This window comes from Polaribacter sp. ALD11 (genome assembly GCF_002831685.1).
GTDB lineage: Bacteria > Bacteroidota > Bacteroidia > Flavobacteriales > Flavobacteriaceae > Polaribacter.
The window spans coordinates 526,221-553,129 of the sequence record NZ_CP025119.1; the positions used below are offsets into that span (position 1 = coordinate 526,221).

A 26,909-nucleotide genomic window follows, 5' to 3' on the forward strand; every position below is an offset into this window, starting at 1 on the left:
ATATAATAAAATTAAACCCTTAATAAACTTCTTTCGTTATTTTTATTGATTCTTTAAAAAATGCTTTCAAAAACTGTTGATTTGTGAGGTGTAAAAAATGATAGCTATTAATCGATGCTATTTATATTATTATCCCTTTTCCTAGGTTTTAAAAAGTATCTTTGCAAAATAATTAAGAGGCTCTAAATACCTCTTATAAGTCAATTTTTTAAACGCACGATTTGCAAATTTTATTTGTCTGCAATTCGTTATAATGCAACCATACATGAATTCTAATATACAAATAAACAAACCAACACCAATTGTTCCTGGAGACGATTTAATAAAATTTGAAAGTACAACAGACGTAAGAGAAACCATTTACGCAATGAAAGATGGGAAGTCGGTTTTGATTACTGAATTTTATAGCAACGGAATGTTACTTTTAAAAGAGTTGCACAAACATTTAAAAAATAGGTTGCCAAATAAGACGTTTTCAGAACAACGTGCCTATCGCGCAGCATATCACCAACTTTCGAATCAGGTTTTAGTGAAAATTAAAAAACACGAAGTTGTTTTAAAAAAAGCACCTAGCATTGGTTGGTTAGAAAAATTGTATCCAGATAATAATAGTTTTTTCTTAACGTTTCCACAAGTTCAAGGACTAAATAGTGCGTGGCAATGGTTTACAAACGGAATTAAAGTACCTGTTTTAAGAAATAAAATTCATCCTTTTTATGGTACGTATTTTCCAACGCGTTTCGATCATTTAATCTTGTTTGACAATTGGTTAAAGCGTTATGAAGGACCTAAAAAATCTGCCATAGATGTTGGTATTGGTAGTGGTGTACTTTCTTTTCAGATGGTACAACATGGTTTTCAGAAAGTATTTGGTACAGATACCAACCCGAATGCAATTGTTGGTTTACAAGAGTTTATGGGCGATACCAAATTGTCTCGTAAAATCGAATTATTTTACGGAAACCTTTTTGCTACGATAGAAAAAGAAGCAGAATTAATTGTTTTTAATCCGCCTTGGCTGCCAGCAGCGTCTCCTATAGAAAATATAGACGAAGCTATTTATTACAATAAAAACTTGTTTCCAAAGTTTTTTGCTGAAGCAAATAACAGATTATCGAAAGACGGAAAATTAGTAGTATTATTCTCTAATTTGGCTGAAATAACCAACGTTTCTAAGGAACATCCAATAGAAAAGGAATTGGCAAAAGGTGTCCGTTTTAAATTAGAAAAGTGTTTGAAGAAAACAGTAAAAACGGCTTCTGATAAAACAAAACGAAATCAAACTTGGCGTGCAGCCGAAGAAGTGCAACTTTGGGTTTTGACTAAGGTATAGATTTTAATATATAGAATAAAAAATAGGGAAGTGGAAACTTCCCTATTTTTTTGTGAGTAATTAAAGGGGAATTAATTATATGTGTTCACTTTCTTATATCGTTCTTTCTTGATTGAATCCTTAAACAATATCCACCACACTAACGCCATTGCTTTTTTTAGTAATTTGTATTTGCGTAGGAATGCGTTCTTTTAAGTTTTCTACGTGAGAGATAATACCAATCATTTTACCCTGAGATTGCAAGGTTTCTAAAGTAGAAATTACCGTTTCTAGCGTGTTTTTATCTAAAGTACCAAAACCTTCATCAATAAATAAAGAGTCAATTTTTACATTTTTACTCGCCAAATCAGAAAGCCCTAAAGCCAAAGCCAAACTAATAATAAACTTTTCGCCACCGCTAGACGTGTCTACCAATCTTGCTTGATCGGTTTGATAATGATCAATTAAATTAAAATTAAGCTCTTCTTTTGGCTTGTATTCATCTTCCATTTTTAAAGAATAGCGCTTATTCAACTTGTACAAATGCACATTTGCTAAATCTAGCAATTGTGTTAAGGTTAAACGCTGTACGTAGACATTAAAGGCATCTTTTGAGTTTCCAATAATTTTGAATAATTCTCGCCAAATGGTACAAACTTGCTCTTGTGCTTCAATTTTTTTATAAACTTCTAAATTTCTGTCTTTAATTTCTTGATCTTTTCTAAAAGCTTCGGCTATTTTTCCTTTTTCAGTAGATAATTGATCTCTTTTTAGTTTTAAATCTTTTGAAGCTAATTTACTTTCGACTTCTGAGGTTTCAAAGTTTTTAGCTTTGTTTAAGGCTGATTTTGCCTTTAAGTTCTCCTCTCTTAAGGTTTTTAATTTGAGTTGATTCTCTTTGATACGTTCTTTATTTTCTGTATACTTTACTGCAAGCTCTTTGGGTAACAAAGCTTTTTCAATGCTTTCTATAGTTTCAAAATCGCTATTTTTCATTTCAGAAAATAATGCCAATTTTATAGCTGCTATTTCTTGAACTAAAAGAAGATGATCTTCGTTATGTTTGATTTTTAAAACCTCTTTTTCTTTTTTAGAATCGAGTAGTTTCTGAAAGGCAATTTTACTTGCTTCTAGTTTTTCAGTTGCTTGTTTACTTACCTTTTGTAACTGCTCTCTTTTTTCTGTTACCGAAATATCAATAGGCAAAATAGCAATTCGTTTTGTTTTTAACGCAATAGATTTTAGATTCGCATCGGTGATGGTTTTACGGTATTCAGTTTCCGTTTTAGCGTGTGTTGCAAGTTGTTTGGTAGTATTACCAGATTTTGTATGAATAACCGTCAACGTTGCTTTTAATGCATTTACATCTTGCTGTTTTTTATGAAAATTAGCAATTAGGTTTTCTATTTCTTTTATGAATATATTGGTGTTGTCAATTGCTGGTACTTCATAATTGAATTTCGATAATTTTGTTTTTAAATCGCTTTCTAAATCTGTACATTTTTTGGTTACATCAACCATCGATTTTTGATTCACTTCAATTTCAGTAGTCGTGTTTTTAATCTTTTCTTGAAGTGTAGCAACCGTATTTTGTAGTTTGCCAACAGACTGATTCTGTTCTTTAAAAGTAGCAGCTAAAGCATCTTTTTTAGCGAGTAAATTTTGAGTCACCTTTATCTTTTCAGCGATCAATTTTAATTGCTCAGAAACGGTTTGTAATTCAAGAACTATCTTAGTGGTGTTTCTTAGTTTGCAATCTATAGGTAGTTGCGTTGCTTTTTGTTGAATGGCTTTTAATTCCTCGGAAATAGCAGTAGTTTGTTGTGTAAAACTTTGAATGCTTGTGGTTAATTTGACTTCCGTTTTCTCCAATTCAGCTTTTGAATCGGTCAGTTTTTTTAAGGTGTTTTTTCGTGTTTGTAGTTCTAATTCAGATTTAGAAACACCAATGACGTCTAAATGTTCTGCAAACGGATGTTCTTCAGAACCACACAAACTACACGCTTCTCCTTCTATTAAATGCTTCCGATCGTCTTCATATTTAGAAATACTTCTTTCTAAAGTTAGAATTTTATCTGCATCTAAAACCGATTTCTCTTGTGTTGCTATTTCTTTTTTTAATACTTCAATTTGTTTTGTAGTCGTTTCTAAATCCGTAGAAAACAACTTCTTTTGTGCTGCTATTTTTTGAAGTTCTTTCTCTTCTTTAATAATGAGCTCAGAAAAGTTTTTAAATTGTTTCCAGTTTGCTTCTGTTACAGAAAGTTTCTTTTCTTCCGCTAAAATTGTGGTTAATGTATGTTCTGTTAGTTGTACGGCAATTGCTGAAATTTCTTTCTCAATTATTTTTATTTCAGCGATTTTATGATCTAAAATCTTCTTATTTTCTTGTAAAGTGGCAGTAGTATTAAGAACTTCTTTCTTTTTTTGAAAGCTAAATTCTGACGCTATTTTTAGTGTTTCTTTATTCGCTTTTAAAGAAGTTAAAGCACTTGCCCAATTAGATATTTCTGTTGCAACTTCTTTTAAGAAACTATTTTTTGCAATAAAAATTTCTTCGTTTTTAATTTTTGAAGTGGTTTCTGTAAGTTCTTTTGCTAAGTTTTTTTCTTCAACTTTTAACAAGGAAATTTCACGCGTTAACGTTTCTAAATTTTGGACTGCTTTTTGTTTTTTATCGATTTCATTTTTTAATTCGCCATCTAAGTTGGTTACCAAATCAAATTTAGGCAACCAAGAAGAAAACTCTTTATCAGCATTTTCTACTGCCGTTTTTTCTTGTTTGTTGGTAATTTCTAAACGCTCAATTGCAGGTTTAAGTTGTGTTAATTCTTCATCTAAGGCTTTTAATTGTAAAGCTTTTGCAGTAGCCTCTTTTTTTGTTTTATTTAAATTCTGAATACATTCTTTAAACGGAGCCGCTTTTTCATTTGCAGCTAACAGGTCTAATTCTTCTTTATGATTCTCAATATAAGTACTTAAAGATTTCGCGTTCTGATCTAAAATTTCTGATTTCGTATTCAAATCTTGAAATTTCAAATACCAATCTACCACAAACTGAATCGATTTGATATCTTTTTCAGTTGTGACGATATCTGCATTTAAAATTTTGTCTTTTTGAGACAATTCTATTTTATTTTCTTCGGTTAAAACATCATCAGAATTAATTCTTGCCTGAATTTCTTTTAGCTTTTTTTCTTCCTCAGATTTTCTATCTAATATTCCTTGTCCGATTTTTTTATAAATCTGTTCGCCCGTAATTTGTTCTAATAATTTTCCTTTTTCTGGTCCTTTGGCAGTTAAAAAGGACGCAAATTCACCTTGTGCAAGCATTACAGATCTTAAAAACTGATTGTAATCTAACTGTGTAACACTAATAATTTCATTAATTAAAAGCCTTTTTTGAGTCGCTAAAATAGTATTTGTCGTCAGGTTTTTTAAACTGACTTCTTCTTTCGAATTCTTATATTTTTTTCCTGATTTATCTGCAACTCTTATTCCCCAAAAAGTTTCATACAAAAGGTTGTTATTTTCGAAGGTAACGCGACTAAAAGCTTCATTTGCACCGTGACTTACAACGTCTAATAAAGTTCCTTTTGTATTGTTAAAGCGAGGCACATTATGATACAACGCAACGGTTATAGCATCTAAAATAGTAGTTTTTCCTGCGCCAGTTGCACCTGTAATAGCATACAAACCAACATCTTTAAACTGTTCATTTTCAAAATCGATTACAATAGGGAAATCAGATTTTAATGAATTTATATTTTGGAGTTCTATCTTTAAAATTTTCATAGCGACCTACTTTTATTGATTTTTAACGGATTGTAAAATTTCATTAAAAGCATCCCACACTTTTGGACTCTTTTTTAAATCGTATCCCATTTCTTCACATTTTAGTTGAAAAACTTCCGTAGGTAATAGTTCTTTTATTGATTTTGTGTTTTCTAATAATTCTTCAATTCCTTTATTTTTACGTTGATTTTTTAAGGCTGTTTTTAAGATTTCAAAGGAATATTTTTCGGCTTCTTTTTTTAGTTCATCGGTATTAATCGTGTTATTTTCGTTTAAGACAATTTCTACCCAAGGTGTTAATTGAAAAGAGTTAGAAACGATATTTGGAAATTGCTGCATGCATTCAGACATTGTACCTGTAAGCTTGTGAAATTCTCTAAATCTAGGAACAACAACATCATCAATTTTACTAATTATATTATTTTCTAATGTTAAAACAACAATTTTCTTATCGTAGTTAATTTCACTAAAACTTAAAATATGAGGAGAACCAGCATATTTTACACGTTCGTTTCTGCCAATTATTTGAGGTCTGTGTAAATGTCCTAAAGCAATATAATCGAAATAAGCAGGAAAATCATTCGCACCAATATGCCCTAAAGTTCCTACGTAAATATTTTGCTCACTATCTGAAACCGAACCACCTGTTGCAAATAAATGTCCCATAGCAATTACCGGTGCATCTGTAGTATTAATAAGTTCAGATTGTGCTGCGGCAGCGTCGTAATGGTTTATTAATGCTGTTTTATATTTGTCTGTTAGTTCATCAAAAGATTCTCCTGCAACTGCACGTCTAATATCGCCGTCACGCAAATAGGGTACTGCAGCAATAATTACTTTTTCGTTATTTATTTCGATTTTAAAAACTTCGTCTTCCATTTTTTCGGTTGCTTTACCAACAACCTTAATAGAAAGTGCATTTAAAATATGTTTTGGCGCATTTAGAGTGCCAGCAGAATCGTGATTTCCTCCAGTAATAATAATCGATTTACAAGAAGTGCCTTTTAATTTGACTAAAAAGCTATAGTACATTTCCAAGCTTTGGTTAGACGGAGAACCGGTGTCAAATACATCGCCAGAAATTAATAATACATCAATTTTTTCGGTAATAATATAATTCTCTACCCAACTTAAAAACAAGTTTTGTTCTTCAAATTGAGAGTTTTCATGCAATCGATGGCCTAAGTGCCAATCTGCAGTGTGAAGTATTTTCATTTCTTTTTAGCTTTTTTAGAACGATATACTAATATCATTTTTTCAAATAAAAATTCTTTCAAATAAACTTTTACGCTAAGCATTTTGTTGGTTTTAAAATGAACCTTATGAACTTAAAAACCAAAATTCTTTATTTAGATTCCTGTTTGCACAGCGATGACAGTTTTAACGAAACCGAGGGAAAGCCTCGGGAATTATTTTCACCAAAAACCAACAAATAAAAAAACTTACTTTTTAACTTTTTCTACCAGTTCTAAATTTGTAACTGCTGTTTTCGTAGTAAAAATACCATAATTAATAGTTACAGTTTTCTTGTCAATTTTATCAATAGTACCCACAGAATTAGAATCTTTAATACGCACTCTGTCGTTAATTTGGTAATCGTACGCTGCTTTTTCTTGGGCAATTTTTACTTCTTCAATCTTTTTTTCTTTTCGAACTTCTACCACTTTTTGTAAAACCTCTTTTTCTACTTTTTGAATGACGTCTTGCATTTGTTTTTCAACAACTTTTGCTTTCAGTTTCTGAGATTTTGTTTTTGGGCTTATAGGATTTTTCTTGGCATACTTTACTTTTTCATCGACCACCCATTTGTTAAAATTGGTATTTAACTCTTTCTTATTATTGTTCTGAAAATACTTGTTTAGAAATTCGTTAATTTTTCTTCCTAAAGAAAGCATTCGTTGGTTGTTGTCATACAATTCTTGAAATCCCGCCAATTTAGACTGAATTTTATCTTCCTTTTCTTGTAAACTTTCTAAATGTTCTAGTCCCTTAGATTTTTGTTTTTCAAGATTATCAGAATTTCTTTGCAGTTTGGTTCTTTCTTTTTGCAGCTTAGAAATGGTTTTATCTAAACGAACTTTTTCTGTATCAACACGCTTTTTTGCTTTGTTAATAAGACTAAACGGAATTCCGTTTTTTTGCGCTACTTCAAACGTAAAAGAACTACCTGCTTGCCCAATAAATAATTTGTACAAAGGTTCTAAAGAACGCTCATCGAACTGCATATTTGCATTGGTTACATTTTCTAATTCGTTTGCCAGTACTTTTAAGTTAGAGTAGTGGGTTGTAATAATTCCGAAGGCTTTTTTCTCATAAAACTCTTCTAAGAAAATTTCTGCCAAAGCACCACCTAATTCTGGATCTGAACCGGTACCAAATTCATCAATTAAAAACAATGTTTTTTCATTACATCTTCGTAAAAAATTACGCATGTTTTTTAAACGATAGCTATACGTACTTAATTGATTTTCTATAGATTGATTGTCTCCAATATCTGTTAAAATTGCATCAAAAATATAGGTTTGACTGCGTTCATCCACAGGAATTAAAACACCACTCTGCAACATTAATTGCAATAAACCAATGGTTTTTAAGGTGATACTTTTTCCACCTGCATTAGGGCCAGAAATAACAATTATTTGTTGTTTCTCATTTAATTCTATAGATTGAGAAATGGTTTTTACTTGCTGAGCATTATTTTTTCGCCATAAAATAGGATGTACAGCATTCTTAAAATAAATTCTTTTTTCTTTGGTTATTTTTGGTAAAATAGCGTTCATTTCTCTCGCATATTTTGCTTTTGCACCCACAACATCTGTATGTACTAAAAAGGCAAGATATTCTTCTAAAAGTGGCGTAAAAGGACGAATCTTTTCGGCTAAAGTTCGTAATATTTTTATAACCTCTTGCTTTTCCTCGTATACTAAATTTTGAAATTCTCTACTATACGCCAACGTTGCCTGTGGTGCAATATAAACGATGTTTCCAGATTTGGAAGCACCTAACAAGCTACCCGCAACTTTTCTTCTGTGCATTGCAGAAACTGCTAATACACGCTGATTGTCTACAACCGTTTCTTTAATATCATCTAAATAACCAGCACCAATAGAAGAGGAAAGTGCACTAGAAAAACTTGCACCAATTTTACCACGAATGTTATTAATATCTCTTCTAATTTGCTTTAAAGTAGTAGAAGCGTTGTTTTTTACTTCACCAGAAATATCGATAATTTTTTTAATTTCATCATCTACAAAAGTGGTGAATTCAATTTCTTGAGAAAGTTCGAAAAACGTAGGAAACTGCACTTTAAATTTCTTGAAAAACTTAATAAGCTCGTTTACCGTTAAAGAAGTAGTCGCAATTTTTAGAAAAGCATCTGTTTCTATAAAACTATTTTCTATAGCCAAACGCTTTACACTTTCTGTTACATTGTCGAACCCATGATTTGGAACTCTGTTTTCGCTTTGAAAAGAAGACAGGTATTCATTCACCAAATGCAGCTCTATAAATAGTTGTTTTCTGCTAGGTATTGGCTGAATTTCTCGAACGCCTACTTTACCTAAGCCAGAAATACAATGTTCTGAAACATGTTGTAAAACGGTAGCAAATTCTAAATCTTGTAATGTTTTTTCTGAAATATTTGTGCTCAATTTTTTAATTTTGATGTGTTACAAAAATAAGAAACAATAGAGCTAAAAATAGAGAATCGATAGAAAAATATTTCTCGAAATAAATTGTAAAAATTATCTATATAAGTGTTGTTCTATGTAAAGCTATTTTAAACTTTACTTAATTAGATTTTTTATAAACTGAAGGTATTTGATACCTGATTGATAGTAGACGTCTATTGTAACAAGGATGTTTATACCTTTTTATAAAAAAAAAACACCATATCACCTTTAATAAAAGGGATATGGTGTTTCAAAATGGGGGATTAATTTCTATTTATAATAACTTTTCTTGTTGATGATTTTTCTTTGTTTGATAGCTTAAATAGATAGATTCCTTTAGCTAAATTTAAAGTTGTAATTTCATTTTTACCAATATTCAATTTTCTTGTATTAATTTCTTTACCTGTTATCGCGTAAATTTTTAATGTTGCTTTTTCTAAAAGATCAATATTCATTTTTCCGTTTGATGGGTTTGGATACATTGAAAACGATAATGAATCAAATTTTTGTGTGCTTAAAGCTGTGCATTCTGCTTGGTTATTTACAAAGGTTGTAGTTATGTCTTTGTTGGGCCAGTTTGTAGTAGAATATATTGCATTATCCACTTCAATACAAGTTAAATTAGGATTATTGGTCGTATCAAATTGTATAAAATTTGTGTTATTTCCATTTTTCACATTTAAAGATGTTAATGTATTGGATGTTAAATTTATAGAAGTTAACGCACTAAGTGTACTTAGATCTAAACTTGTTAATTGATTATTACTAGCATTTAACGTTGTTAAAGCTGTAAAATTTGCAATACCCGTAAAATCTGCAATATTATTATTGGCAACTTCTAAATTTGTAATTGTATTAATATTAGCTGTAAAAACTTTATTATCTGGTGTACCAGAGTCTAAGCCTAAATTTATCAAAGCCAATTCAAAATTAGCATCCGGAATCGTTGTCTCAATTGAAACAGTTGTATTATAGGTATTAGTAATTACAGGTGCATTATAATCGAAATAAATGTTTGCTGTAGTATCAAATGCATCACCAATTACTGCTGTACTTTTTGGTTTTATTTTATAAAAAATCCAACCATGACTTGCTGGTTCATTAGACGTACTATCTGCTAACTGAATGTTTTCAAAAATAAACTCAATTTCGTTTGTATTCTTAATTGCTACCCTATAATTATGACTTGCTGATATTGGTTGAAAGGTTGTAACATCTAAATCGGTATCTAAAATATCTTTTACAACAATATTTATTGCAGATGCTGTACCTGTATTTTGAAAACGAATTCTATAAGTTAAATCATTTGGTACTTGCGTTGTACTAATTTTATTCCCCTCAAAACAAACAACATCATTAGGGTCGTAAGCATTTACAACAACATCAGAAAAAAGATGTGTGTTGTCTGTTGGTGTTGCATCGCCAGTTAAAGGTGTAATTGAAGAAGTATAACTTATGGTATCTCCTCCATTTACAGGGTTTACTGGGTTTATAGGTGTATTAATTGTAAAATATACATCGATATAACTTTCTTGAAAAGGGAGCAAGTTTGTATAATTCCAAGATAATGAATTACTTGTTTGTGTGTCTGGTGTTATACTTGCGTTGTTAAATACTTCTTGGTTCTCATTAAAATTTAAGGTTACAGTTCCAGAAGGTATAATTGTAGAACCATTATTTTTATAAAAGATTCTTAATTGTGTATCAAAACCAGGTCTAGATTCAGATGTTGTAAAAGAATATACTTCAACATCATTTACTTGAGCGTTTGCAGTGATACAAAAATCGATAATTTCTGTATTTCCAGAACCTGTAAAATTGGTTGTTTGCATTGTTGGTGTTACAGAAAAGAAAGAAGGGAAGTTAGGAATTATCTCAGTATCTATATCTGTGTCATTAATATAAATGGTATAAGAACCATCTGTAGCACTAAAAGAAGAAGCACTTACATTGCTACTTACACTATTAATTCTTGTATTCACAGATTTTGTATCTGCTGCATCACAACCATCATTATTAAAATCATAAGAAATTGTACCCGTTATTGTATTTGAATTTACAGGAACAAAAGAGCAATATTCTGTAAAATTTGTTTGCGAATCTATATTTAAATAGATACCAGCAGCAGCCGTAGCATCATCAACACAAATTGATAATAAATTAGGGTTATTATTTACAACTAAATTACTATTTGAAATATTAGAAGTGTTTCCATTCTTTAAATTTAAAGAACTTAAAGATGGATTAGAACTACACTCAAGCACTGTTAAATTACTAAAAGTAGATAAATCAAGAGTTGTTAAAAGGTTGTTTGAACAATAAAGATAATTTAATGTTGTAATAGTTGTAGCGTCTAAGCTGGTTATCTGATTTCCAGAGCAACCAAGGTTAGATAATAAATTATTTGAAAGTGTATTTAGGGTGGTTAAGTTATTGTTGCTACAAATTAAGTTTGTTAAATTTGTATTTTGACTTACATTAAGAGAGTTTAAAGAATTGTTACTACAAGACAATACTTTTAAGCCTGTATTTGAATTTACATTAAGAGATGATAGTTGATTGTTGTTACAAAATAATAATTCTAAGGTAGTTGAAGAGGGGAGCAGCAAACTAGTTAATAAATTACTTGTCGCATTTATTGTAATTAATCCTGTGGACATAGATGTGTCTAACATAGATAATTGATTTTCGTTAGTAACTAAGGTTTTTAAAGAAGAAGAACTAGGTAGTGTTAAACTAGTTAAAGAATTATTAGATGTATTTAAAGTAACTAACCCAGAAGCAACGGATGTATCTAAAATTGTTAAGTTATTTTGATAAGACAAAAGTTTCTTTAAAGTACTCGTTGTTGGTAATATTAAGCTAGTTAAAGAATTCGTATAAACAGCTAACTCTACTAAACCAGTTGCCATAGAAGCGTCTAAACTAGTAATATTGTTACCCCAAGAATATGCATGTGTTAAAGTATTAGAAGTAGGTAAGTTTAAACTACTTATGTTATTGTTATAACTTTTTAAAGTAATTAAAGAAGTATTGTTCGTTGCGTTTAAATTAGTAATTTGATTGTTATAACACTCTAAACTTGTTAATGCTGTAGAAGTTGAAATATCTAAAGAAGGTAATTGATTATATTCACATTTTAAACTTTGTAATACAGGTGTATTTGCTAATATTAAATTTGTTAAAACATTATTATTTACAATAGCAGATGTTAACGACGTTTGATTGGATAAGTCTAATGAATTTAGATTATTACTACTTGTAATTAGTGTAGTTAATGACCCCGAATTTGAAAGGTTAAGTGAAGCGATACCTAAGTAAGGATTGCTGAAAATATTATAATTTATATTATTAGAACAATCTAAATAGGCTAGTTGAGTTAAAGCAGACACATCTAAACTAGTTAAATCATTTTGACTACATGTTAAAGAAGTTAAATTGATAAACGCCTCTATACCCGTAAAATCTGAAATACCCGGAAAAATCATACCAGGACCACCTCCACCTATACATGTAGGGTCTGAAGGATCGGGACAAGGCCCCACCATATCTTCCCACCCCTGATGTCCGGAAATATTTAAAACAGTAATTAAAGCAGCTTCTGTTACTTGAATTTCATTGTCATTATTCGTATCTATGCTAGGAGAATAATTTAATAATGCTTGTTTAAATTCTGCATCAGGAATATTTACAATTTGGGATAAAATTGTATTTGACATAAAGAAAAGTACAATTGAAAGTAATTTTAGTTTCATACGTGTGGTTTTATATTTTTTTCAAATTTAAATTGATTATTTAAATTATAAAAGAGGTAAAACCCTGTTTTATATTATGTTTAGGTAAATTAAAAGTTCTGTTTTTAAAGAGGAAGCTCAGGTTTAATCATTGTAATTTAATTCTGTCTATTATTAAAGGTATTTTTGCCAAAAAATAAAATTATGATAACGGCCATAAACGATAGTTGGCAATATATCTTGCAACCAGAATTTGAAAAACCATATTTTAAAGATTTAGTTAGTTTTGTGGATTCTGAATATGAAAATTATGAATGTTTCCCAAAACAAGAAGCTGTTTTTGCGGCATTTAATTTTTGTTCTTTAGAAGACTTAAAGGTGGTAATTATTGGTCAAGATCCTTACCATGATGAAAACCAAGCAAACGGTTTGTGTTTCTCTGTTAAAGAAGGAATGAAACATCCGCCGTCTTTGAAAAATATTTTCAAAGAAATTTCTGCAGATTTAAATCAAGAAATTCCTAAAAGCGGAAATTTAGAAAAATGGGCAAAACAAGGTGTTTTATTATTGAACGCAACTTTAACCGTAAGAGCACATGAGGCTGGAAGTCACCAAAAAAAAGGATGGGAAATTTTTACCGATGAAGTCATTAAAAAGGTTTCAGAAGAAAAAGAAAATGTTGTCTTTTTACTTTGGGGTAAATTTGCTGAGAGCAAAATAAAACTTATAAATATTGATAAACACACTATTTTTACAGCTCCACATCCTTCACCTTTAGGAGCTTGGAGAGGTTGGTTTGGTAGTCGTCATTTTTCTAAAACAAATAATATTTTACAAAATTTGCAAAAAATCACGATAAAATGGTAGGTAATATTTGCATGTTACAATAAGGTATTAAAAGAGCTTCTAAAAGATCTTCTGTAGTATCAGGATAATTTACTTCAATAGTATTACTAGAATGAATCCATTCTGCTATTTTGGGAACTTGTCTTTTAGTCAGTTTTTTAATTGTATGAACACCCATTTCTTTTAAAGCTAATGCATTACACTGTTGTTCATATTGGTTTTTCATAGGAACCACCATCAGTCTTTTCTTCAAAAATAAGGCTTCAGCTGGTGTTTCAAACCCCGCTCCACAAAGAACACCACTTGAAGTGGCCATACTTTTTATAAAGTCGAACTCATTTACAGGAAAAATAGTGATATTTTTCTGAAAAATTAACTTGTTAGTGTCTTTTGAAAAAATATGCCATTTTACAATGGGGATTTTAGATAAAATTTTAATTATTTTTTCGTGATGATATGCAGGTAGATAAACCGTAAAATGTCCTTTGTTTTTAACACCTTTATTTCTTATTTTTTGTCTGATTATAGGTGTAAATATGGCAGAACTATAACTATTAAAATGAAAACCAAAACGTACTTTTGCTGGTGCGTAATATTTTAAAATAAGTTTTTCTAGATTAAATTTCCCTGCTTTTGGAGACGCATTATCCAACACTGCATTTTGATGACTTAGAGAAATAATATTTACATTATGTAGCTTTGCTGCCCAAGCAGAAACGGGTTCAAAATCATTAATAATTAAATCGTAATCCTTTACAGGAAGGTTTTTAATTTCTCTATAAAAACGTGCTAACTTCATCTTTTTATAGCTCGTAATAAAATCGATACCGCCATTTTTACCAAATGTAAAATTTAAGCCTTTTAAGTTGTATTTTATATCGAAACCTAATTCTAAATTAGTTTCATTTCCGCTAACTAAAATATCTAATTCTCCTTTTTGCTGTAGAATAGGGATAATCTCTTTAGCTCTTGTTAAATGACCATTTCCGGTACCTTGAATAGCATACAGTATTCTCATATATATTATTTTAAAGGTTTTTGAATTTCGAATTCTTTTAAAAATTCATCAAAAATAAAGTTATTAGAATCTTCTTTTTTTAAGGCCTTCAATTCTTTTTTGCTTAATTTTTGTTCCTTAGTTCTAGCAATTTCATCTTTCGCATATTCGTATAAACTCCATTGTTTATTGTTATATTCTAAAGCTGTTAAATTTTCTATCCAATCACCAGAGTTTAAATACATTGTTTTCCCATGCTGATTTGTTATTTCTCTTATTTCTGGTTGATGAATGTGCCCGCAAATAACATAATCGTAATTATTATCGATCGCAATGTCAGACGCTGTTTCTTCAAAATGATTGATGAATTTTACAGCACCTTTAACGCTGTTCTTAATTTTTTTAGAAAGTGATAATTTTCCGTAACCAAAAAGCTTACTAATCCAATTTATAAATGTGTTTATTATTATTAAAATATCATACCCTTTTCCTCCTAATTTAGCCAACCATTTAGAGTGTTTCATTGTAACATCAAATACATCTCCATGAAAAACCCACGCTTTTTTATCATCAATATTTAAAACTAATTTGTTTAGAATCTTAAAACTTCCCAATTGAAACCCTTTAAATTTACGTAACATTTCATCGTGATTTCCTGTAATATAATAGACTTCTGTTCCTTTAGATAGAAGAGAAGTTATGTGTTTAATTACATTCATGTGAGCTTTTGGAAAATAACGTTTGTTAAATTGCCAGATATCAATAATATCACCGTTTAAAATTAATACTTTTGGTTCAATCGTTTTTAAATAATTTAAAAGTTCTGTTGCTTTACAACCATAAGTACCTAAATGTACATCTGAAATTACAACATAATCTAACTTGCGTTTTTCGTGTTTTTTCATTTTATAAAGTAAAAAGTTGAGAAGTTATTATTATAAACAGCGGTATTCTTTTTAAATGGTTTAAGAATAGTTGTTTTAAATAAGAGCATAAACAAAAGCATTTATCATATAGTTTCTCAAACTTACGTCCTTAATGTATTATTAGAGTAAAGTAATAATGAAAAAAAGGTAAGTAAATTCTTATGAAAAAGTTTAGTTAAAGTAATCTTAATGTTATGAATAATAATAGGTTAGAAGGCATAAAAAAATCCGCTAAAAAGCGGATTCATTGAATTTGAAATTAAGAAACAGATAAATTATGATAAATCTATCTGCTTTAATGTTGTTTGGTTGGTTGTTGAAACATCTGCTAAACCACAAGCATTAGAAGTGCTTCTACAAGAAGAAGAACAAATGATTCCTAGAATACAAATTGCAATAAATACTACTTTTTTCATTTTTAATAATTTTTAAAGGCTAAATGTACATATTTTTTATGAACTCACCTGATTTTTTCTTCTCTTCTATAACGTTAAAGCGAACCATTTTATTTTGAATTCGTGAAATTAAGTTTTTAGTGATGGGTTTACCATCATTCCATTCTGTAATTTTTAACCATTTTTGAATATCTTCTAACTTTTGTTCGTATCTTTTTGCTAGAATTTCATCAATATTATGAATGTTTTTGAAGTCTTTTGTTTGGGCATTTATAATATCTAAAACCTTCTTAACTTCACTAAAGTTATTTTCTAAAACTTCATTTCTAACAGCAACAACAAAACAAGGCCAAGGTGTTGGGCAATTGTCTACTCTTCTAAAAGTACCATTATCTACTAAAGGTTTTGTTGTAAAATGTTCCCACATAAAGTAGTCTGCTTCTCCATCTGTTAAAGCATCAATACCACCTTGTAAATTACCAATTACTTTAAACTTTAGGTTTTCTACATTCCAACCTTGGTTAAAAGCATTTACAATTGCCATTAAATGAGAACCAGAACCAAATCTACTAATCGCGATGGTAGCATGTTCTAAATCTGCAATAGTTTTAAATTCGGATTTTGCAGCCACATGAATTCCCCAAATTAAAGGTGTTTCTACAAAGGTTTGTACAATTTTAGATGGATTTCCATTAGAAATATCTTTAATGATTCCTTCTGTTAGAACAATTGCAATATCTACTTCACCAGAACGTAAAGACCTGCACATTTCACCAGTTCCACCAGGGTAATCTTGCCATCTAAGATTGATGTTTTCTTTGGTGTAATCTTTGTTTTTTAGTGTTAAATACCAAGGATAATTAAAATGCTCTGGCACACCACCAACTTTTAAACTCGTCATCTATTCTACTAATTTGTTCAACGAATACTCAATTAAATCTTCTACAACCTTTTTGTAGTTTTTACTAAAAGTACCATTTGCTCTATTTGCAATAATTGCATTCATAGAAACGGCATTGTGGCCTAACAGCTTAGATAAACCATAAATAGCAGAAGTTTCCATTTCTAAATTGGTAATTCTATTTCCGTTGTAATTAAAAGAATCTATCTTTTTATTAATATCAGCATCTTGTAAAGGCAAACGTAAAACTCTACCTTGTGGTCCGTAAAAACCACCGGCAGTTGCTGTAATTCCTTTAAAAATTTTATCTGAATCTAATTTTTGTGCCAATTCACTACTATTTTTAATTAAAATAGGATGTGATTTTTTAGCGCTCCAATTGGTTTGTTTTACAAATGCATCTTCAATTTCTTTATTTGAAATTTCTTCAATTTGATAGGAGTGAAGCATGCCATTTAAGTCTAGGGCATGAGAACTCATTAAAAAAGAATCTACAGGAATGTCTTTTTGTAAAGAACCAGATGTACCAATTCTTACAATATTTAAAGCTGTAAGTTTAGCTTTTGGCTGTCTTGTTTCTAAATTTATATTAACAAGTGCATCTAATTCATTTAAAACAATATCTATATTATCTGGGCCAATACCTGTAGAAACTACAGACAATCTTTTGCCTTTATAAACACCGGTAGATGTTTTAAACTCTCTTTTTTGAGTTGTAAATTCAATAGAATCAAAAAGATTCGTAATTTTATCAACTCGATCTTGGTCGCCAACAAAAATAATATCGTTTGCTATATTTTCTGGTTTTAAATTCAGATGGTAAATGCTACCATCAGGATTTAAAATTAATTCAGATTGTTGTATGTTCATACTTATTTTTTAACCTCCAACTCTTTTTACTTTAAAACCTTTGTCTTTAAGCATTGTCATTATAGTGTCTCTGTAATCTCCTTGAATAATAATTTTATCATCTTTAAAACTGCCACCAACAGAAAGTTTGGTTTTAATTTCTTTAGCTAAAATTTTAAAATCGGAAGTTGCACCAGTATACCCTTCTAAAATAGTAATTGGCTTTCCTTTGCGTTTTTCGTATTTACAGATAATAGGATCTTCTTGTAACCAAATATTAGATTTCTCTTTTTTAGGTTCAATTTTTTCCTCATGTTCTGGAAATAAGTTTTTTAATTGATCTTTAAAATCCATTTATAGATAATCGTGTTATTTTTTTAAACCTAATTCTTTTAAACGTTGGTCTAAAAACTCACCAGCTGTAATATCTTCAAACTGTTTTGGGTTTTCAGCATCAATACAATCTTCTAAAACATCTAACTTCATTTCTGATATTGGGTGCATAAAAAACGGAATTGAATAACGAGAAGTTCCCCACATTTCTTTTGGCGGATTCACAACTCTATGAATAGTAGATTTTAATTTGTTATTGCTATGTCTAGACAACATATCACCAACATTTATCATAATTTCATCTGGTTCTGCCATTGCATCAATCCAATCTCCATTATGGTTTTGAACTTGCAAACCTTTTCCTTGCGCCCCCATTAATAAAGTAATTAAATTAATATCTCCATGAGCGGCAGCTCTTTCAGCTCCTTTTGGTTCTGTTTTAATTGGCGGATAATGGATAGGACGTAGAATGCTATTTCCGTTTTTAATATAATGATCGAAATATGTTTCTTCTAAATCTAAATGCAATGCTAAAGAACGCAACACATATTTGGCTGTTTTTTCTAACATTTTGTAGGTTTCTTTTCCAACTTTGTTAAACTTCGGAAGTTCGTCTACCAGTACATTTTCTGGATATTCTTTGGCTCTTTCTACATCGTCTTCTACATATTGCCCAAAATGCCAAAATTCTTTTAAATCACCTTCCTTTTTACCTTTAGCAGATTCTTTTCCGAAAGAAACATAGCCTCTTTGTCCTCCAATTCCAGGTATTTCATACTTTTCTTTTGTTTCAATAGGTAAATCAAAAAAGTTTTTTATTTCGCTATATAAGTCAGAGACTAATGTATCGTCTAAAAAATGACCTTTTAAAGCCACAAAACCTATGTTTTCATAAGCGTGACCAATTTCATTTATAAATTTTTGCTTTCTATTTTTATCATCAGATAAAAAATCTGCTAAGTTTACACTTGGTATTTTATTCATTTTTGTAGTTTTTTATTAAAAACAGCCTATAAAGTTACTGAAAAATCAGTAATTAATAGCGTGGTTTTATTTTTTTGAAAACGGAATTAAGTAACTTAATGTATAATTGAAGCCAAAACCGGTATTACTTTCAAAAATTCTATTAAATCCTGGGGCAAACAAAGATTTAAAATCCTTTGGATCTTTTACACTCATTAAAACTTTGTAAGAAACACTAAAACTAACATAGAAATTTTTAAAGGATTCAGCTTTTATACCTAACATTAATTCAGACCAATGTGCATTTAAATTTGTAGCAGATCTTGCTGCGGTATTAAGGTTTGCTGGAAAATAATTGCCATTTTCTGCATCTGACACATTTGGTGTATAACTATTTAATGTTTGATCAAATAAACTGAAACCGTATCTGTATCCAACAAAAATCTCATTATTCATGTCTAACCAGTTTTTGTAAGCATTATAATTAACACCTAAACGAATGTAATTTCCTTTAGAAGTAGAATTAGAAAAATCTTCTGCACTTGTTTCTTCTTCATAACCAATTTCTGCAGCAATATATAAATTCTTTTTAATTCTATAGTCTCCTACAATCTCAAAACCACTATATGCGCCATCAACAATAGCTTTTATTGGTTTACTAATATCTATTCCTAAACGAAAACCATAGTTTGTCTTATAGATAACTGTATCTATTTCTTTGCTAAGAAGTGTGTCTTTTTTCTGTTCCTGAGAAAAACCTTCTGCAAAAACAAATAACAAACAAATGCTAATGAAATATTTGTACATGTGCTGTAGTTTGATTGTCAAGATTAATAATAGTTGTTGGTGTAAAATCTTTTATCCAAGAAGTTGAACCCGTATCTGCAGAAAATGCTACATTATTAAAAACGACCTTGTAACCACAAGAACGAGAAACAAATTCCTCTTCTGTATCATACTTTATGGTAAATGTAGTAATTTCATTTTTTGAAGTTGCGCCACCTGAAGTGTTTTTCTTAAATGAGTATACCGTCTCAGAGGTTAAAGAATTCAAAGGAATTGAAATACTATTTTCACTTACACTTGTATATTGCGAAATAGTATCTTTTGTACCAGACCAAACTGATAATAGCTGTACTTTTTTAGGCGTTTCTCTATTGGTAGCATCATAAAAATCTATTATTAATTTTGATGTTACAGGATTCTGTACACAGAAATCATCTTTTTCACAAGCAGAAAAGAGGACTAGGAATAGTAATAAAAAGAGAATGATTTTTTTCACAAGTTAAATAATAATTAGATTGTTTTTATAGAACTATTCTTCTTCTTCTTCTTCAACTTCTACAATTTTATTGATTGCAGCCGCTAATTTAAAATCTAATTCTGTAACACCATCAGCATCATGCGTTGTTAATGTAATATCTAATGTATTGTATACATTTGTCCATTCTGGGTGATGATTTAAGGCTTCACATTCGAAGGCAATTCTATTCATTGCAGACATACAATCTTTAAAATTATCGAATTCGAAATCGGTATGTAATGCGTTGTCGTAATATTCCCAATCTACAAGGTTTTCTAATTTTTTTTCTATTGCTGATTCTGATAGTTTTATCTTATTCATGGTATTTACTTTTAGAGTTTATTTATTGAATCGCTTATTGCTATTTTTTTACGAGTTTAACGGATGTTTTCGTAAATAATTGAACTTATTTGTAATTTTTTATATTTTCTGTCTTGCTAAAATAGTTTCATTTTCAGAAATAAAACCCAATTATTTAGAAATTATGAGTTGTTTTAACACTTTTCAAACAAAACAACCGTCTCAATATGACTTGTATGCGGAAATTGATCTACCAAACTAATTTTCTTAATTTGATACCCAGCTTCAGCTAACAGTTCTGTATCTCTAGCTTGTGTTGCAGGGTTACAAGAAACATACACCATTCTATCTGCTTTAAGATTAATTATCTTTTGTAATGTTTTAGGTGCAATTCCTGCTCTTGCAGGATCTAAAATAATGGTTTTAATTTTGTTTTCATATTCAGGATGTGCCGTTAAAAACTTACCAACATCTGCTGCATAAAACTGTAAACCATCGATCTTATTTCTTTTGGCATTTTTTTCTGCATCTTCAATTGCAGATGCAACGATGTCTACACCTACAATTTTTGCGTTCTCACTTTTAGAAGCTACAATTTGTCCGATGGTTCCTGTTCCACAGAATAAATCCATTACAACCGTATTGTCTACTTTAGACTTATCTTCTAAAACGTATGCTACAACTTTATCGTATAATTTTTCCGCACATTTTGGGTTTGTTTGAAAAAAGCTTTTCATGCTGATTTCAAAATCTAAACCTAATAATTCTTCTACAATTTTATCTTTTCCGTAGACTAAATCTACACTTCCTGAAGTTGCAATGGTTCTGTCTCCAGTTTCATCGTTAATAGTGTGTAATAAACCAGCTAAACGATCTCCGAAAATATCTTTTAGAAAGTTTGCGAATTTATTTAAATCGAACTTATCTAATTCTGGGGATGTGGTTACTAAATTACATAATAACTCGTCTGTCTTAAAAGATTTTCTCACCACAAAATACCTGAAGAAACCTTCTCTTTTTGGTCCGTGCCAAGGTGCTAAGCCTGTTTCGATACAATATTGACGAATGTTTTTTAGATTGTCTTCCATTTGTTTGTCAAACAAACCAGAATCTTTTTCTAAATTATCTCCCATCCACCAAACGCCACGTCTTTTAAAACCTAAGGTAAATTCGTCTTTATCTCTTTTTGTAACTCTGTCATACCCAATGGCAGAAAAACCATATTCCATTTTATTACGATAATGAAATACGTTTGGCGAGGTTACAAATTCATCAAATAAGTCTACTATATTTTCTACCTTTCCTATTTTTTTGAATAATGAAAGGGTACTTTCTTTTTTATATTTGTGTTGTAATTCTATTGGTAATTGAATGTAAGGTGCACCAGGGATGTCTTGATACGGAACTTCAATTTCATCTTCAGAGGGTTCTAAAACATCGATTAACTTTGCTTCTGCATAGTTCTTACTAGATTTGCTAATTTGTGCTTTTACCAATTGACCAGGCAACGTATTAGGTATAAAAACAACAAAGCTTCCTTCTTCCGAATGAATTCTTGCAATCCCTTTTCCTCCAAAAGCGTAATCTTCAATTTTTAATTCTAAAACTTGATTCTTCTTTACAAATTTGTTGCGTTCTCTACGTGGCATTTCTTATGATTTTGATTTGCAAAATTAGGAAAAAGATATTGATAGATTTGCTGATATTCAATTTAAGTTTACAGTCTTTCTAGTTTGCTATTTGCGTTAGCGATTGTAGCGGCATCCTTTTTGTTTTTTTACAAAAAGATATAGCGGAAAGCGCGACCTTTAGGGAACGCCCACACTTCTACAAACTCTGTGTTCAAATAGTTAATTATTTTATTTACTTTTGTGAAACTTCGGGGATGATTTCTTTCCCACGCTGAATTTTCAGTTTTTACTGAAAGGATAAAGGTAGAACAGGAATGGTTATTTAATTATAAACATTTAAAACGAATAAATAAAATGGCTGTTTTAGACAAACTTACATCGCAACAAGCGATAGAATTAGAGAGTAAACATGGTGCACACAACTATCATCCACTTCCTGTGGTTTTGAGTAAAGGTGATGGTGTATATGTTTGGGATGTTGAAGGAAAAAAATATTACGATTTCTTGTCTGCTTATTCCGCAGTAAATCAAGGGCATTGTCATCCTAGAATTGTAGATGCAATGGTAAATCAAGCAAAAACTTTAACACTTACTTCACGTGCATTTTATAATGACATGTTAGGGCAGTATGAGAAATATGCTACAGAGCTTTTTGGTTTTGACAAACTTTTGCCAATGAACACTGGTGCAGAGGCTGTAGAAACGGCTTTAAAAATTGCTAGAAAATGGGCGTATGAAGTTAAAGGAATTAATGAAAATAAGGCAGAAATAATTGTATGTGAAAATAATTTTCACGGTAGAACAACTACTATTATTTCGTTTTCTAATGATCCTGTGGCTAGAAAGAATTTTGGTCCTTATACAAAAGGATTTATTAAAATTGAATATGACAATTTACAGCAATTACAAGAAACGTTAGAAAGTAGTAATAATATTGCTGCATTTTTAGTAGAACCAATACAAGGTGAAGCGGGTGTTTTTGTGCCTTCTGATGGTTATTTAGCAGCTGCAAAAAAATTGTGTGCAGATCATAATGTATTATTTATTGCAGATGAAGTACAAACAGGTATTGCTAGAACGGGGCGTTTATTGGCTACTTGTGGAAATTGTGCGTGTCCAGAGAAAAATTGCTCTGGTACACCAGAAGTTAAACCAGATGTTTTAATTCTTGGTAAAGCGTTAAGTGGAGGAGTATATCCTGTTTCTGCTGTTTTAGCAAATGATGCTGTTATGAATGTAATTGGCCCTGGAAACCATGGTTCTACATTTGGCGGAAATCCTGTTGCTGCTGCTGTTGCAATGGCTGCTTTAGAAGTTGTTGCTGATGAGAAATTAGCAATAAACGCAGATAAATTAGGGAAAATATTTAGAGACGAATTAACGGAGTTTTGTAAAAACAATCATTTGGTTGAATCTGTTAGAGGAAGAGGCTTGTTGAATGCAATTTTAATTAACGATTCTGAAGATAGTTCTACTGCTTGGGATATTTGTATGAAATTAAGAGATAATGGTTTATTAGCTAAACCTACACACGGAAATATTATTCGTTTTGCACCACCTTTGGTAATGACTGAAGAGCAATTAATGGATTGTATTGCCATTATTAAGAATACAATTTCTGAGTTTTAGAAATAGTACTTTTTAAATTTAGATGTCTAAAAGCCACAAATTTTTTATTTGTGGCTTTTTATTTGTCAATATCTTAATTTGACTATTTTTGTTGGACATAACTAACAAAATAAAAAAATGATGCAAAATGCGATTACAGAATTAGAAGAACTAACCTTAACAAGTGCTGCTAAAGGATTTTTGAAAGAAACAGCAAAGTGGTGTAAATTCTTATCTATATTAGGTTTTATAGGATTAGGCTTAATGCTTATAGGCAGCTTTTTTATAGGAGCTATTTATAATAATATGCCACAAACGCAAGCAATGCCTTTTGATGTTGGAAGTATGATGACTGGGTTATATGTTATATTTGGACTTATTTACATTTTTCCAATATACTATTTGTATCAATTTTCTGTAAAAATGAAAAAAGCACTCATTTCTAAAGATGATGAAGTATTAGCAAGTGCTTTTGAAATGCTAAAATCTCACTATAAGTTTATTGGAGTTTTTACAATTATAATTCTGTCAATTTATGTTTTAGCAGCAATTATTGGTGTTATAGGTGCGGCTGCGGCTTTCTAGAACTTTAAAAGTATTGTATATAAAAAAACGGAAGCAATTTGCTTCCGTTTTTTTATGATTAATTTTTCTTAACAGTATCTTTTTTCTTTCCGAAGAGTCCACCAAGAACATCTTTTATTTTATCTTTTGTCTTATCTGTAGATTTTGTTGAATCTTTTTTGATTCCGCCAGAAAGCAAATCTTTCAATTTATCTTTTCCTTGATTTAGTAAGCTTTGTTTTTGCTTTTCGATAATATTCTTCATTAAATCTGCCGTTGCATTTTTAATGTTTGAAGAAAAATTAGGACTCGAAAAACTACCTGTTAAAATTGCTTTTACAGGGATGCTTTTAACTTCTTCGGCATCTTTTGGAGTTAGTTTAGCCAAAGCGTTTGTAACAGTAGTTCCTAAATATTTTACAGGCACATCAAACGTAACATTATAATTCATAGTGTTGTCGAAACCATGTTTACCATCAATTACAATACCAACGTCTTTATAATTTAGGTTGATAGGCTTTACACTTACTTCACCATTATTAAAGGTTAGTAGTGCATTTATGCCGTCTAAATTTAATTTGTCTAGACTTATAAAATCAACATTTTTTTCTAACAACGTTAGTACTTTAGAATTACTTCCATTTAACTTCGGGTCTAATAGTTTTCCGAATAACTCACCTGTAATAGATTTTAAATTAGGCGTCATATTCGCATCCAAATCTCCAGAAACTTTTACGGTCGAATTTATTTTACCTTCAATAGTTTTTGCAATAGGAGCAATCGACTTTAACATTTCTAAACTGCTAAAAGAATCTGAAATATTTAATTCTTTTAAATTTAAATCCATCGTAAATTTAGATTTTTTTCCTTTCGTAGAAACAACTCCGTTGAAACCAATATTACCTCCAAAAACATCTGATTTTAGATCCTTTAAGGTTACTGTTTCATCTTTAATTAAAATGTTTCCAGAAACATTGATCAGGTTAATATTGTCGTAAATTACTTTCTTTGCTTTTGTGTTTAAAGTAATGTCTAAAAAAGCAGGGATTTTTAAACTAGAAGTTTCTTGGGTTTTTATGGTGGTTTCACTTTTCGCTAAAAAATCATCCACCTTAAAGTTACTAGAGTTTAGATTGAAGTTCCCTTTTAATTTCTGATCTTTAAATAGGAATCCATAAAAGTTTTCTAAGTTTCCTTGAATAGCCAAATCGGAAGCACCCGTTTTTGCATTAAATTCTTCTAGTTTTATTGTATTTGTATTAAATGTAACCGAAGCCTTATCGATAAAAAACGGATTAGCGACATCTTCACCTTTGTATTTGAAGTTAGAAATGGTAATATTACCCTTGTTTTTTATGTTTTGATAGTTTCCTTTTTCAATAGAATTCATATCAAAATTTGTAATAATGTCTGCTTTTAAAATTCCTTCTAACTCATTTTCTAGCGATATAGGATACACTTTTCTAATATTCGCTAAGTTAATATTTCCCTTAGCTTCTAAGTTTACAGTCGCGTTTTTTGTTAAGTTTGAAATGTTGCCGTTTGCGCTAAAAACATCTTGATCTATTTTAAATGAAGACTTATTAATTGCAACATATGTATCTTTTGCAAAACCTGTTTTATTAATAATATTAGCATCTATATTTATGTTATGAACAGCTTTTGGTAAATCGGCATATTTAAACATCGCATTTTTAGAAATAAAAGAAATGTCTAAAGTTGGAATTGTAGTTTTAGAATAGGTTCCTTTTACCACACCTTTTAAATCGAAATTCCCTTCGGTTTTAATGGTATTTAAATTACCTGAATATTGTTTAGGTAGTAACGCTAGTAAATTTTTAAAGTCTGAGGTTGGCGTTTTAAACGTCATATCGTACAACTGATTTTCTTCTACCAACTGAATAAACCCATTAAATTCTAAAGGCAATTGATTGATGTAACCAGTGTTTTCTTTAAATGTATATTTTAAGTTTTTTAAATCGATTCCTAAAACAGCATCTAACTTTATAGATACATTATTTAGATAATTTACGTTTTCCATATCTAAAGAAATTTTAGCATCGGTTTTTGTATCTAGATCTAAAATGTCTTTTGCGAAATTTCCTTTTCCTATATGATAAATGCTGTCTACAGCTAATTTTATTTGAGAGTTTTCATCAAAATAGCTAAAATTAATGTTTTCCAATTCGTACTCTTTTATTGCTAGAGATAACGAACTTTCTGAGCCTTCAGTAGAAGTATTACTCTTTTTAGCAATATAATAATTGCCAATATTTTCTTTATTGAAAAGAATATGTAGCGCTCCGTTTTGTAAGGAAACACTGTTAATTTCTAAAGTTTCTGTAGTGCTTTTAAAGAGTTCTGTAATTTTTAAATTTAAGTTTAGTTCTTTAGATTTGAATAAAGTATCACCTAAAAAAGGTGCTTTATTTATAACAAGAATATCCTTTACTTTTAAACTTGCTAAAGGAAAATTTCTTAACAAACTTAAATCTGTCTCTTTAAAAGTAACGGTTGCATTTATGTTATTATTAATAGTTTTAGAAACCATTGCTACAATTTTGTCTTTAAACAAAAAAGGAATGGAGATTAATGCAATTAATAAAACTAAAAAAATAGAAACAGACCACTTAAGTATTTTCTTTCCTAAAGATGACTTCTTTTTTTCTTCCATCATAATCAATATTATATTTATGATGCAAAAATACCTCTTTTACAAGAGGCATCTTAGTTTAAATACTGTTAAAAATAACTCAAATGAGTTTTTTTAAATCTCTTAAA

The 26,909-nt window shown here is 30.0% G+C and carries 20 protein-coding genes; 4 read left to right on the plus strand and 16 right to left on the minus strand.

Going from position 1 to position 26,909, the window contains the following annotated elements; translation table 11 throughout:
* Positions 1 to 265: 265 nt before the first annotated feature.
* Entirely contained in the window at positions 266 to 1,333 is a 1,068-nt protein-coding gene (locus CW731_RS02210; protein WP_100947597.1) for a methyltransferase, read from the plus strand.
* 120 nt (positions 1,334 to 1,453) lie between these two features.
* On the opposite strand, the gene CW731_RS02215 is transcribed toward CW731_RS02210, so the two are convergent.
* The 4 genes from CW731_RS02215 to CW731_RS02230 form a co-directional block, all read right to left on the minus strand.
* On the minus strand, positions 1,454 to 5,107 hold the full coding sequence (locus CW731_RS02215; protein ID WP_100945191.1) for an AAA family ATPase: 3,654 nt from the start codon (positions 5,105 to 5,107) through the stop codon (positions 1,454 to 1,456).
* 12 nt (positions 5,108 to 5,119) lie between these two features.
* The gene (gene sbcD, locus CW731_RS02220; protein ID WP_100945192.1) at positions 5,120 to 6,322 is read right to left on the minus strand and encodes an exonuclease subunit SbcD; all 1,203 of its coding nucleotides are present in this window, start codon (positions 6,320 to 6,322) and stop codon (positions 5,120 to 5,122) included.
* Positions 6,323 to 6,549: 227 nt separating this feature from the next.
* A complete protein-coding gene (locus CW731_RS02225; protein ID WP_100945193.1) occupies positions 6,550 to 8,757 on the minus strand; it encodes a DNA mismatch repair protein MutS in 2,208 nt (735 codons plus the stop codon).
* Between the two features lie 284 nt (positions 8,758 to 9,041).
* Complete coding sequence (locus CW731_RS02230) at positions 9,042 to 12,533, minus strand: T9SS type A sorting domain-containing protein (RefSeq protein WP_100945194.1); 3,492 nt, start codon at positions 12,531 to 12,533, stop codon at positions 9,042 to 9,044.
* A 183-nt stretch (positions 12,534 to 12,716) separates the two neighbouring features.
* Here CW731_RS02230 and CW731_RS02235 point away from each other — a divergent pair, with 183 nt between their 5' ends.
* Positions 12,717 to 13,379: a uracil-DNA glycosylase gene (locus CW731_RS02235; RefSeq protein ID WP_100945195.1), complete on the plus strand. Its 663-nt coding sequence runs from the start codon at positions 12,717 to 12,719 to the stop codon at positions 13,377 to 13,379.
* On the opposite strand, the gene CW731_RS02240 is transcribed toward CW731_RS02235, so the two are convergent.
* The 11 genes from CW731_RS02240 to rlmD all read right to left on the minus strand — a co-directional run bounded on the left by CW731_RS02240 (position 13,363) and on the right by rlmD (position 21,974).
* The gene (locus tag CW731_RS02240) at positions 13,363 to 14,376 is read right to left on the minus strand and encodes a glycosyltransferase family protein (protein WP_100945196.1); all 1,014 of its coding nucleotides are present in this window, start codon (positions 14,374 to 14,376) and stop codon (positions 13,363 to 13,365) included. The two genes, CW731_RS02235 and CW731_RS02240, sit on opposite strands and share 17 nt — an antisense overlap.
* A 5-nt stretch (positions 14,377 to 14,381) precedes the next feature.
* Positions 14,382 to 15,260, minus strand: a complete 879-nt coding sequence (locus CW731_RS02245) for a UDP-2,3-diacylglucosamine diphosphatase (RefSeq protein WP_100945197.1) — start codon at positions 15,258 to 15,260, stop codon at positions 14,382 to 14,384.
* A gap of 296 nt (positions 15,261 to 15,556) precedes the next feature.
* On the minus strand, positions 15,557 to 15,697 hold the full coding sequence (locus CW731_RS15535; protein WP_157812169.1) for a hypothetical protein: 141 nt from the start codon (positions 15,695 to 15,697) through the stop codon (positions 15,557 to 15,559).
* Between the two features lie 19 nt (positions 15,698 to 15,716).
* Complete coding sequence (locus CW731_RS02250) at positions 15,717 to 16,577, minus strand: substrate-binding domain-containing protein (RefSeq protein WP_100945198.1); 861 nt, start codon at positions 16,575 to 16,577, stop codon at positions 15,717 to 15,719.
* Positions 16,578 to 17,447 carry a nucleoside phosphorylase gene (locus tag CW731_RS02255; protein WP_100945199.1) on the minus strand — a complete coding sequence of 290 codons (870 nt, stop codon included), beginning with the start codon at positions 17,445 to 17,447 and terminating at the stop codon, positions 16,578 to 16,580.
* A gap of 9 nt (positions 17,448 to 17,456) precedes the next feature.
* Positions 17,457 to 17,780 carry a translation initiation factor gene (locus CW731_RS02260; RefSeq protein WP_100945200.1) on the minus strand — a complete coding sequence of 108 codons (324 nt, stop codon included), beginning with the start codon at positions 17,778 to 17,780 and terminating at the stop codon, positions 17,457 to 17,459.
* A gap of 15 nt (positions 17,781 to 17,795) precedes the next feature.
* Positions 17,796 to 18,743 (minus strand): isopenicillin N synthase family oxygenase, encoded by a 948-nt coding sequence (locus CW731_RS02265; protein WP_100945201.1) that lies wholly within the window; start codon positions 18,741 to 18,743, stop codon positions 17,796 to 17,798.
* A gap of 66 nt (positions 18,744 to 18,809) precedes the next feature.
* Positions 18,810 to 19,529, minus strand: coding sequence for a DUF6048 family protein (locus CW731_RS02270; protein ID WP_100945202.1), 720 nt, complete (start codon positions 19,527 to 19,529; stop codon positions 18,810 to 18,812).
* Entirely contained in the window at positions 19,510 to 20,004 is a 495-nt protein-coding gene (locus tag CW731_RS02275) for a DUF6452 family protein (RefSeq protein WP_100945203.1), read from the minus strand. The genes CW731_RS02270 and CW731_RS02275 overlap by 20 nt, the downstream gene beginning before the upstream one ends.
* Positions 20,005 to 20,037: 33 nt before the next feature.
* The gene (locus tag CW731_RS02280) at positions 20,038 to 20,346 is read right to left on the minus strand and encodes a 4a-hydroxytetrahydrobiopterin dehydratase (protein ID WP_100945204.1); all 309 of its coding nucleotides are present in this window, start codon (positions 20,344 to 20,346) and stop codon (positions 20,038 to 20,040) included.
* 173 nt (positions 20,347 to 20,519) lie between these two features.
* Positions 20,520 to 21,974 carry a 23S rRNA (uracil(1939)-C(5))-methyltransferase RlmD gene (gene rlmD / locus CW731_RS02285; RefSeq protein WP_100945205.1) on the minus strand — a complete coding sequence of 485 codons (1,455 nt, stop codon included), beginning with the start codon at positions 21,972 to 21,974 and terminating at the stop codon, positions 20,520 to 20,522.
* 336 nt (positions 21,975 to 22,310) lie between these two features.
* On the opposite strand from rlmD, the gene rocD reads away from it, so the two are divergent.
* Positions 22,311 to 23,585 (plus strand): ornithine--oxo-acid transaminase, encoded by a 1,275-nt coding sequence (gene rocD / locus CW731_RS02290; RefSeq protein WP_100945206.1) that lies wholly within the window; start codon positions 22,311 to 22,313, stop codon positions 23,583 to 23,585.
* 117 nt (positions 23,586 to 23,702) lie between these two features.
* Positions 23,703 to 24,149 (plus strand): DUF5362 family protein, encoded by a 447-nt coding sequence (locus CW731_RS02295; protein WP_232734703.1) that lies wholly within the window; start codon positions 23,703 to 23,705, stop codon positions 24,147 to 24,149.
* A gap of 58 nt (positions 24,150 to 24,207) precedes the next feature.
* Here the strand turns inward: CW731_RS02295 and CW731_RS02300 are convergent, their stop codons facing one another.
* Positions 24,208 to 26,805, minus strand: a complete 2,598-nt coding sequence (locus tag CW731_RS02300) for an AsmA-like C-terminal region-containing protein (protein WP_100945207.1) — start codon at positions 26,803 to 26,805, stop codon at positions 24,208 to 24,210.
* Between the last annotated feature and the right edge of the window lie 104 nt (positions 26,806 to 26,909).

Coding starts and splice junctions, on each gene's coding strand:
- CW731_RS02210 (WP_100947597.1), top strand. CDS start 266: ATGAATTCTAATATACAAATAAACAAACCAACACCAATTGTTCCTGGA.
- CW731_RS02215 (WP_100945191.1), bottom strand. CDS start 5,107: ATGAAAATTTTAAAGATAGAACTCCAAAATATAAATTCATTAAAATCT.
- sbcD (WP_100945192.1), bottom strand. CDS start 6,322: ATGAAAATACTTCACACTGCAGATTGGCACTTAGGCCATCGATTGCAT.
- CW731_RS02230 (WP_100945194.1), bottom strand. CDS start 12,533: ATGAAACTAAAATTACTTTCAATTGTACTTTTCTTTATGTCAAATACA.
- CW731_RS02235 (WP_100945195.1), top strand. CDS start 12,717: ATGATAACGGCCATAAACGATAGTTGGCAATATATCTTGCAACCAGAA.
- CW731_RS02240 (WP_100945196.1), bottom strand. CDS start 14,376: ATGAGAATACTGTATGCTATTCAAGGTACCGGAAATGGTCATTTAACA.
- CW731_RS02245 (WP_100945197.1), bottom strand. CDS start 15,260: ATGAAAAAACACGAAAAACGCAAGTTAGATTATGTTGTAATTTCAGAT.
- CW731_RS15535 (WP_157812169.1), bottom strand. CDS start 15,697: ATGAAAAAAGTAGTATTTATTGCAATTTGTATTCTAGGAATCATTTGT.
- CW731_RS02250 (WP_100945198.1), bottom strand. CDS start 16,577: ATGACGAGTTTAAAAGTTGGTGGTGTGCCAGAGCATTTTAATTATCCT.
- CW731_RS02255 (WP_100945199.1), bottom strand. CDS start 17,447: ATGAACATACAACAATCTGAATTAATTTTAAATCCTGATGGTAGCATT.
- CW731_RS02260 (WP_100945200.1), bottom strand. CDS start 17,780: ATGGATTTTAAAGATCAATTAAAAAACTTATTTCCAGAACATGAGGAA.
- CW731_RS02265 (WP_100945201.1), bottom strand. CDS start 18,743: ATGAATAAAATACCAAGTGTAAACTTAGCAGATTTTTTATCTGATGAT.
- CW731_RS02270 (WP_100945202.1), bottom strand. CDS start 19,529: ATGTACAAATATTTCATTAGCATTTGTTTGTTATTTGTTTTTGCAGAA.
- CW731_RS02280 (WP_100945204.1), bottom strand. CDS start 20,346: ATGAATAAGATAAAACTATCAGAATCAGCAATAGAAAAAAAATTAGAA.
- rlmD (WP_100945205.1), bottom strand. CDS start 21,974: ATGCCACGTAGAGAACGCAACAAATTTGTAAAGAAGAATCAAGTTTTA.
- rocD (WP_100945206.1), top strand. CDS start 22,311: ATGGCTGTTTTAGACAAACTTACATCGCAACAAGCGATAGAATTAGAG.
- CW731_RS02295 (WP_232734703.1), top strand. CDS start 23,703: ATGATGCAAAATGCGATTACAGAATTAGAAGAACTAACCTTAACAAGT.
- CW731_RS02300 (WP_100945207.1), bottom strand. CDS start 26,805: ATGATGGAAGAAAAAAAGAAGTCATCTTTAGGAAAGAAAATACTTAAG.